The sequence below is a fragment of the Microbacterium sp. Bi128 genome, assembly GCF_918698205.1.
This window is the reverse complement of the sequence record NZ_CAKKMM010000231.1, coordinates 1-6,359: the sequence shown is the minus strand read 5'-3', so window position 1 is coordinate 6,359 and position 6,359 is coordinate 1. Positions and strand designations below refer to the sequence as shown.

The following is a 6,359-nucleotide window of genomic DNA, read 5'->3' as shown; positions in this document are numbered from 1 at the left end:
TCACCCCAGTCGTCAAGGACGCCGGTGAGAAGAACATCGCTCAGCTCGCTCGCGAGATCGCTGACCTCGCGACGCGGACGCGCGACAACAAGCTGAAGCCCGACGAGCTCGCTGGGGGCACGTTCACGCTGACCAACACCGGTTCGCGCGGCGCACTGTTCGACACGCCGATCGTGTTCCTCCCGCAGTCGGCGATCCTCGGCCTCGGCGCCGTCGTCAAGAAGCCGGGTGTCGTCTCGGTCGACGGCAAGGACGCGATCTCGGTCCGTTCGTACGTGTACCTCGCACTGTCGTACGACCACCGCATCATCGACGGCGCGGATGCCGCCCGCTTCCTCGGCGCGGTGAAGACCCGCCTCGAGGCGGCGCAGTTCGAGGGCGACCTCGGCATCTGATCCCCGCCTGATCGGCCTCATGATGGCTGGTCCGCGACGTCTCTGACGGAGCGGACCAGCCATCGGTCTTTCTCCCGGACGAGGGTGACGTACTGAGTGCGGTCCGCCCCCGTGAGGCGGATGACGGCGAGCCCACCGAAGTCGTCCACGACCTCGAGTTCGGCGGCGGCGGGGTCGAGGAGCGCGGGCTCGCCGGGGTCCGCAGACGCCTCGCGCAGTGTCGATGCGCATTCGGCATCGGTACACGCCGCCAGTTGCCTCAGTACCGGCAGAGCCGCGGAGCGAACGTCGTCGTCCGCGGGTCGTGCCGCGGGAGAAGCCGTCGACGAGAAGACGGAGGACCCAGGCGAGAGCGACGCGTCGGGAACAGATGTCGTCGTCTCCGAGGGTGCCGCGGGGATCGATGACGCCCCGACCACGACGAGCGCGGCGACCCCCACCGTCGACAGGACGAGGCCGCGACGCGACGCGCCGCGACGCAGCACGCGGCGCACACCGTCGAGGAGCGGTGGGCGAGCGGCATCCGAGGATCCCTCCGCCTCGACGTGCGGCGGTCCGGCGACCTGCGGCTCGCCCGGGGTGAGGGGACCCAGCACGATGGGCTGCGGCTCGACGACCGCCAGCAAGCGCCGTTCCGCGATGTCCCACGCCCGCGGCGGCTCGGTGAGCACAAGGTCACGCAGTCGGGCGAAGCCGGGTCGCACGTCGGCGTCGACGAGGGTTACGAGCTCGTCGAGGATCCGTGCCGTCGCGGCGAGCACATCGTCGGCATCCGGGTCGGGGACGAGCACGGGGCGCCCCTCGGCGGTGAGCCGCCACTGCCCGCCCCGCGCGCGCAGAGAGGCATCGGCGCATCCGCGCACTAGGGCGATCGCGATGGTCGCCGCCTCGCCAGGGGTCAGCGGCAGAGCGCTGCGTCGACGCCGGTGCAGGTATCCCTCGAGGCTGTCGATCGTGGTTGCGGGGTGAGCGGTGCGCATCCCCCGATACTCGCGAGGTCCGGACATCCCAGTGCGCGTCCACGGCCTGTTTCGTGGACGGATCCACGAACCTGCCACGTGGGGAGGAGCGATGCCGGGCGCGAAGATAGAATCGATCCCATGGCCGCTCGCACCTCCACCCCCGAGAAGCGTCCGGGATTCTTCTCCCAGCTTCGCACCCTGTACACCTTCACGCAGAAGGAGTACCGCTGGCTCCCGTTCGCGCTCGCCGGCATCGTCCTGGTGGGTATCGGACTCGGCGTCCTGGTCGGCTTCCTGATCCCTCCGGTCGCCATCTGGAGCGTCATCCTGTGGGGTGTCACGGGCCTGCTCGCCGGCATCCTGGTCGCGATGATCATGATGACGCGACTCTCGACGCGCGCGATGTACCGCAAGATCGATGGCATGCCCGGCGCCACCGGTCACGTGCTGTCGTCGTCGCTCGGCCGCCACTGGCAGGCCTCCGAGACGCCCATCGCCGTCAACCCCCGTACGCAGGAGGCCGTCTACCGGGCCATCGGCCGGGGCGGCGTCGTCTTGATCGGCGAGGGCTCGCGGACGCGCCTGGGTCGCCTGATCACCGAAGAGCGCGGCCGCGTCCAGCGCGTCGCCGCCGGAGTGCCGGTCACCGTTTTCTACGTCGGTCACGGCGACGACGACGTGCAGATCAAGAACCTCGCGTCGGCCATCAAGTCGCTGCCGAAGAAGGTCGACCGCACCACGCAGGCCGCCGTCATCAAGCGCGTGTCGTCGGTGTCGCAGGGGCTGTCGTCGCTGCCGATCCCGAAGGGCGTCGACCCGACGAAGATGCGCGCTCCGCGCCCCCGTTGACTCCATGACGAAGAGGCCCCGTTCACCGCGGGGCCTCTTCGTGTTTCGTCAGCTCCGGATCAGAACGGTCCCGACGGCCTTGTCGTGCAGACCGCGCTGATCGGCGTCCCACACCACCGCGGGGATGATCAGAGCGAGGAGCAGGGTGCGCACGATCGGCCGCCACAGACCCACCCAACCTCCGGATGCCAGCTCTAGGCGCATCCCGAGCAGCCGGTGCCCGGGGCTCCCGCCGATCAGCGGGATGAAGACGATCTGCACGAGGAAGAAGATGAGGTTCGTCGCGATCGGGTTGGCGAACGGGATGCCGGTCACCGGATCGGGCGTCGAGAAGAAGGCGTAGCCGATGAGTCCGGCGCTCGCGACATCGATGAGGAGCGCGGCGATGCGGCGACCCGGCCGGGCGATGGAGCCGCGTCCCTCGCGGGGAAGGCCGAGCCGTTGGCCCGGATATTCGTTGTCGACGGGGACGGTCACCCCTCCAGCGTAATCGGGGCCGCGTAACATGCCCGAAACATGCGAGATATCGCAGAGACACCGGTTCTGGGTATGGTCGAGGAGGCTGGCCGAGCCTGGCCGATCCCGAATGTTCTACCTCTGGAGTCTTCATGTTCAAAGATTCGTCCGAGGTGCTGAAGTTCATCCAGGACGAGGACGTCAAGTTCCTCGACATCCGTTTCACGGACCTTCCTGGTGTGCAGCAGCACTTCAACATCCCCGCCTCGACCGTCGACGAGGAGTTCTTCACCGTCGGACAGCTGTTCGATGGCTCGTCGATCCGCGGGTTCGCGAACATCCACGAGTCGGACATGCAGCTCATCCCCGACGTGACCACGGCGTACCTCGACCCGTTCCGCGAGGCGAAGACGCTCATCATGGTCTTCGACATCTACAACCCGCGCAACGGTGAGATCTACTCGAAGGACCCGCGTCAGGTCGCCAAGAAGGCCGAGAAGTACCTCGCCTCCACCGGCATCGCCGACACCGCGTTCTTCGCCCCCGAGGCCGAGTTCTACATCTTCGACGACGTCCGCTACGAAGTGAAGCAGAACTCGAGCTTCTACTCCGTGGACTCCGAAGAGGGCGCCTGGAACACCGGTCGCGAGGAAGAGGGCGGAAACCTCGCCAACAAGACCCCCTACAAGGGTGGCTACTTCCCCGTCTCCCCCGTCGACAAGCAGGCCGACCTGCGCGACGACATCAGCCTCAAGCTGATCGACGCCGGTCTCATCCTGGAGCGCGCGCACCACGAGGTGGGCACGGGCGGTCAGGCCGAGATCAACTACCGCTTCGACACGATGGTGCACGCGGCCGACGACATCCTGAAGTTCAAGTACATCGTCAAGAACGTCGCCAACGAGTGGGGCAAGGTCGCGACCTTCATGCCGAAGCCGCTGTTCGGCGACAACGGCTCGGGCATGCACACCCACCAGTCGCTCTGGAACGACGGCAAGCCGCTGTTCTACGACGAGACCGGCTACGGCGGGCTTTCGGACATCGCGCGCTGGTACATCGGTGGCATCCTGGCTCACGCTCCCGCCGTGCTCGCGTTCACGAACCCGACCCTCAACAGCTACCACCGTCTGGTGAAGGGCTTCGAGGCTCCGGTCAACCTGGTGTACTCGGCCGGTAACCGCTCCGCGGCCATCCGTATCCCGATCACGGGCACGAACCCCAAGGCCAAGCGCATCGAGTTCCGCGCGCCGGACGCCTCGGGCAACCCGTACCTCGCGTTCGCCGCGCAGCTGATGGCCGGCATCGACGGCATCAAGAACCGCATCGAGCCGCACGAGCCCGTCGACAAGGACCTCTACGAGCTCCCCGCCGAAGAGGCCAAGAACATCCCGCAGGTTCCGAACTCGCTGCTCGACTCGCTCGAGGCCCTGCGCGCCGACCACGAGTTCCTGCTCGCCGGTGGCGTCTTCACGCAGGAGCTCATCGACACCTGGATCGAGTACAAGATCGAGAACGAGATCCAGCCGATCGCTCAGCGCCCGCACCCCTTCGAGTACGAGCTGTACTTCGGGGTCTAATCGCCCGATCATCCACGACCAAGCCCGTCCCCGCCGTTTCGCGGGGGCGGGCTTCGTCGTTGCCGGGGCGCAACATAGACGATGCGACGCTCGGACGGGAGGCCCGGTCGAGATCCGCGCCTGTCCGGCAGAGTGGTCGTGACGATGAAAGGGGCCATCGTGAGCGACTATCGGGTCGATCCCGACCGTGTGATCGGTGTTCTGGCCGGGGCGGATGACGCCGGCGCGGGGATCGCCCGTGCGATCACCGACATCGAGGACCTCGCCATGGACGGGCAGAGTCTCATGGCCGACGGTCGCCGCACCTTGGCCAGCGCCTGGGGCGACTTGCTCGAAGAACGCCGCTCCGTGCCCGGCAAGCTCGCCCACACGGTGGCCGCTGCGGCGTCCGCCGTGAGCGAGGCCACGACAGCGGTCGTCACCGGCGATCTCGACATGTCGGTCTCGTCCCGCGAGGCGGAGGCCCGCGCGCTGGATCAGTGGGGCATCGATTCCCCGCTGGCTTACGGTCAGGCGTATTGATGAGTACCCCGACCGTCGCCGATCTTCCGTTCGTCGTCGAGCCTGATGTTCTCACCGGGCTCGGCCAGAGGCTCGTGGATGTCGCAAACGAGACGCAAATCTCCATGTCGGACGTGCACGCCCGGTGGAATGTGCTTCGGGATGCCACTGTTTTCCACGTCGCGGGCACGGATGCCGTTCCGCAGATGCTGGACCGCCCCGCGGCGGACGCCCGCAGCTTCGCGGAGGCGCTCGTCTCCGCCCGCAACGCGCTGTGGGACGCGGGGTCGGTGGAGTTCGCCGACCTGAAGAAACGTCGAGGAGAATTGGCATCCCGGATCCCGGGGGTCGTCGCGGACTATTCGTCCGCCGCCGACGCGGCAGCCCTCGCGAATGCGACCTATCGCTCGACGCGCGGAGACGACATCGACTCCTCGGTCGCCGCGGACGCCGCGCTGGCACGACTTCACGCGTCGACGACACTGAGCTCGGCGGAGAGTGCCCTCGACAGCCTGCGCTCCGACATCGACACCTTCCGCCGCGACGTCGAGGATGCCGAGGACCGCCTGGCCGCGCGTCTGCGCGGTGTCACCGGCGGCACGGAGGTGAGGGGCGCGGGCGGCGAGCCCGTGCGCGTCGCGCAGCTCTTCTGGGGCTTCACCGAATCGCCGTATCCGGGCGCTCCGTCGGCGGCATCCGTGAGCAGGTCGCTCGCCGAGCAGTTGACGTACGACCTCGGTCGCTCCGCTGAACGGCGCATCGACTGGCTCGCCACCGCTGACCGCGAGGAGGTGACGCGCTGGCTCGACGGGCATCCCGATTTCGTGCAGGCTGTCGCTTTCGTCGACGCGCAGCGCGCGGGCGACCTGTTCGACGATCTCGCCGACGCCTCCACCGCAGAGCCCAACGGCGAGTGGAACGCCGGTGCCCTCGGACAGTTGATGGCGCTGGCTCCGCTGGTGGTCGGCAATCTCAACGGCATCCCGGTTGCTCAGCGCGGGATGTTCAATCTCGCCGGTCTCGCGCAGATCGAGCGCAGGAACGACCTCGATGACGAGACGCGTTCGCGGTTGGTCGCACTGAAGTCCGTGCTCGACCGTCGTGGCCGGGACGGCTCCCGTCCTACGCTGCTGAGTCTCTTCCTCGATACGGATGGATCGCCGCGGGCGAGTATCGCGTTCGGTGATGTCGAGGGTGCCGACCAGGTGACCACGCTGACGCATGGCATCCGGACGAATCTCCAGTCGGTCGTCGAGTGGTCGAATGCGGGTGCCAACCTCCAGTCGGCTCTCACGTCGGAGCTGAAGCGGACCGGGAGCGACCGAACAGCGGCGGTCGTGCTCGTGATGGATTGGGACTCCGGTGGCGTCCCCGAGGTCCTCGGCATCGATCGACCGGATGCCGGCGCGGCGCGCCTTTCGGAGACGCTCAAGGGCATTCGGGCGGTCAATCCCGAGGCACAGATCGACGCCGGAGCGCATTCGCTGGGAACGACCATGACGAGTCAGGCGATCGCCGACAATCCCGGCCTGGTGTCGCACGTGTGGTTCTTCTGCTCGGCCGGGGTCACCGAACAGGCAGGCGAGTCCCTCGCCGATCAGATCCAGTCGGGTCAGCTA

The 6,359-nt window shown here is 67.7% G+C and carries 7 protein-coding genes; 5 read left to right on the top strand and 2 right to left on the bottom strand.

Features of this window, described 5'->3' with window-relative positions; genetic code table 11:
• A partial coding sequence (locus LQV45_RS15575; RefSeq protein WP_230007818.1) for a 2-oxo acid dehydrogenase subunit E2 occupies window positions 1-395 on the top strand: 395 nt, incomplete at its 5' end.
• 17 nt (window positions 396-412) lie between these two features.
• Here LQV45_RS15575 and LQV45_RS15570 read toward each other — a convergent pair.
• Window positions 413-1,375, bottom strand: a complete 963-nt coding sequence (locus tag LQV45_RS15570; protein WP_230007817.1) for a hypothetical protein — start codon at window positions 1,373-1,375, stop codon at window positions 413-415.
• Between the two features lie 120 nt (window positions 1,376-1,495).
• Between LQV45_RS15570 and LQV45_RS15565 the strand changes: the two genes are divergently transcribed.
• A complete protein-coding gene (locus tag LQV45_RS15565; RefSeq protein ID WP_230007816.1) occupies window positions 1,496-2,206 on the top strand; it encodes a DUF4191 domain-containing protein in 711 nt (236 codons plus the stop codon).
• Window positions 2,207-2,254: 48 nt separating this feature from the next.
• Here LQV45_RS15565 and LQV45_RS15560 read toward each other — a convergent pair whose 3' ends face one another.
• Entirely contained in the window at window positions 2,255-2,713 is a 459-nt protein-coding gene (locus LQV45_RS15560) for an RDD family protein (protein ID WP_230007815.1), read from the bottom strand.
• A 101-nt stretch (window positions 2,714-2,814) separates the two neighbouring features.
• Between LQV45_RS15560 and glnA the strand changes: the two genes are divergently transcribed.
• The 3 genes from glnA to LQV45_RS15545 form a co-directional block, all read left to right on the top strand.
• Window positions 2,815-4,239 carry a type I glutamate--ammonia ligase gene (glnA, locus tag LQV45_RS15555; protein WP_230007814.1) on the top strand — a complete coding sequence of 475 codons (1,425 nt, stop codon included), beginning with the start codon at window positions 2,815-2,817 and terminating at the stop codon, window positions 4,237-4,239.
• 159 nt (window positions 4,240-4,398) lie between these two features.
• Window positions 4,399-4,761, top strand: coding sequence for a DUF6507 family protein (locus LQV45_RS15550; protein ID WP_230007813.1), 363 nt, complete (start codon window positions 4,399-4,401; stop codon window positions 4,759-4,761).
• Window positions 4,761-6,359: alpha/beta hydrolase (locus LQV45_RS15545; RefSeq protein WP_230007812.1), on the top strand; the 1,599-nt coding region annotated here is incomplete at its 3' end. The genes LQV45_RS15550 and LQV45_RS15545, both read left to right, overlap by 1 nt.

Bases quoted from the DNA above. Each gene is read 5' to 3' on its own strand.
- LQV45_RS15570 (WP_230007817.1), bottom strand. From the start codon at position 1,375: ATGCGCACCGCTCACCCCGCAACCACGATCGACAGCCTCGAGGGATAC.
- LQV45_RS15565 (WP_230007816.1), top strand. From the start codon at position 1,496: ATGGCCGCTCGCACCTCCACCCCCGAGAAGCGTCCGGGATTCTTCTCC.
- LQV45_RS15560 (WP_230007815.1), bottom strand. From the start codon at position 2,713: ATGTTACGCGGCCCCGATTACGCTGGAGGGGTGACCGTCCCCGTCGAC.
- glnA (WP_230007814.1), top strand. From the start codon at position 2,815: ATGTTCAAAGATTCGTCCGAGGTGCTGAAGTTCATCCAGGACGAGGAC.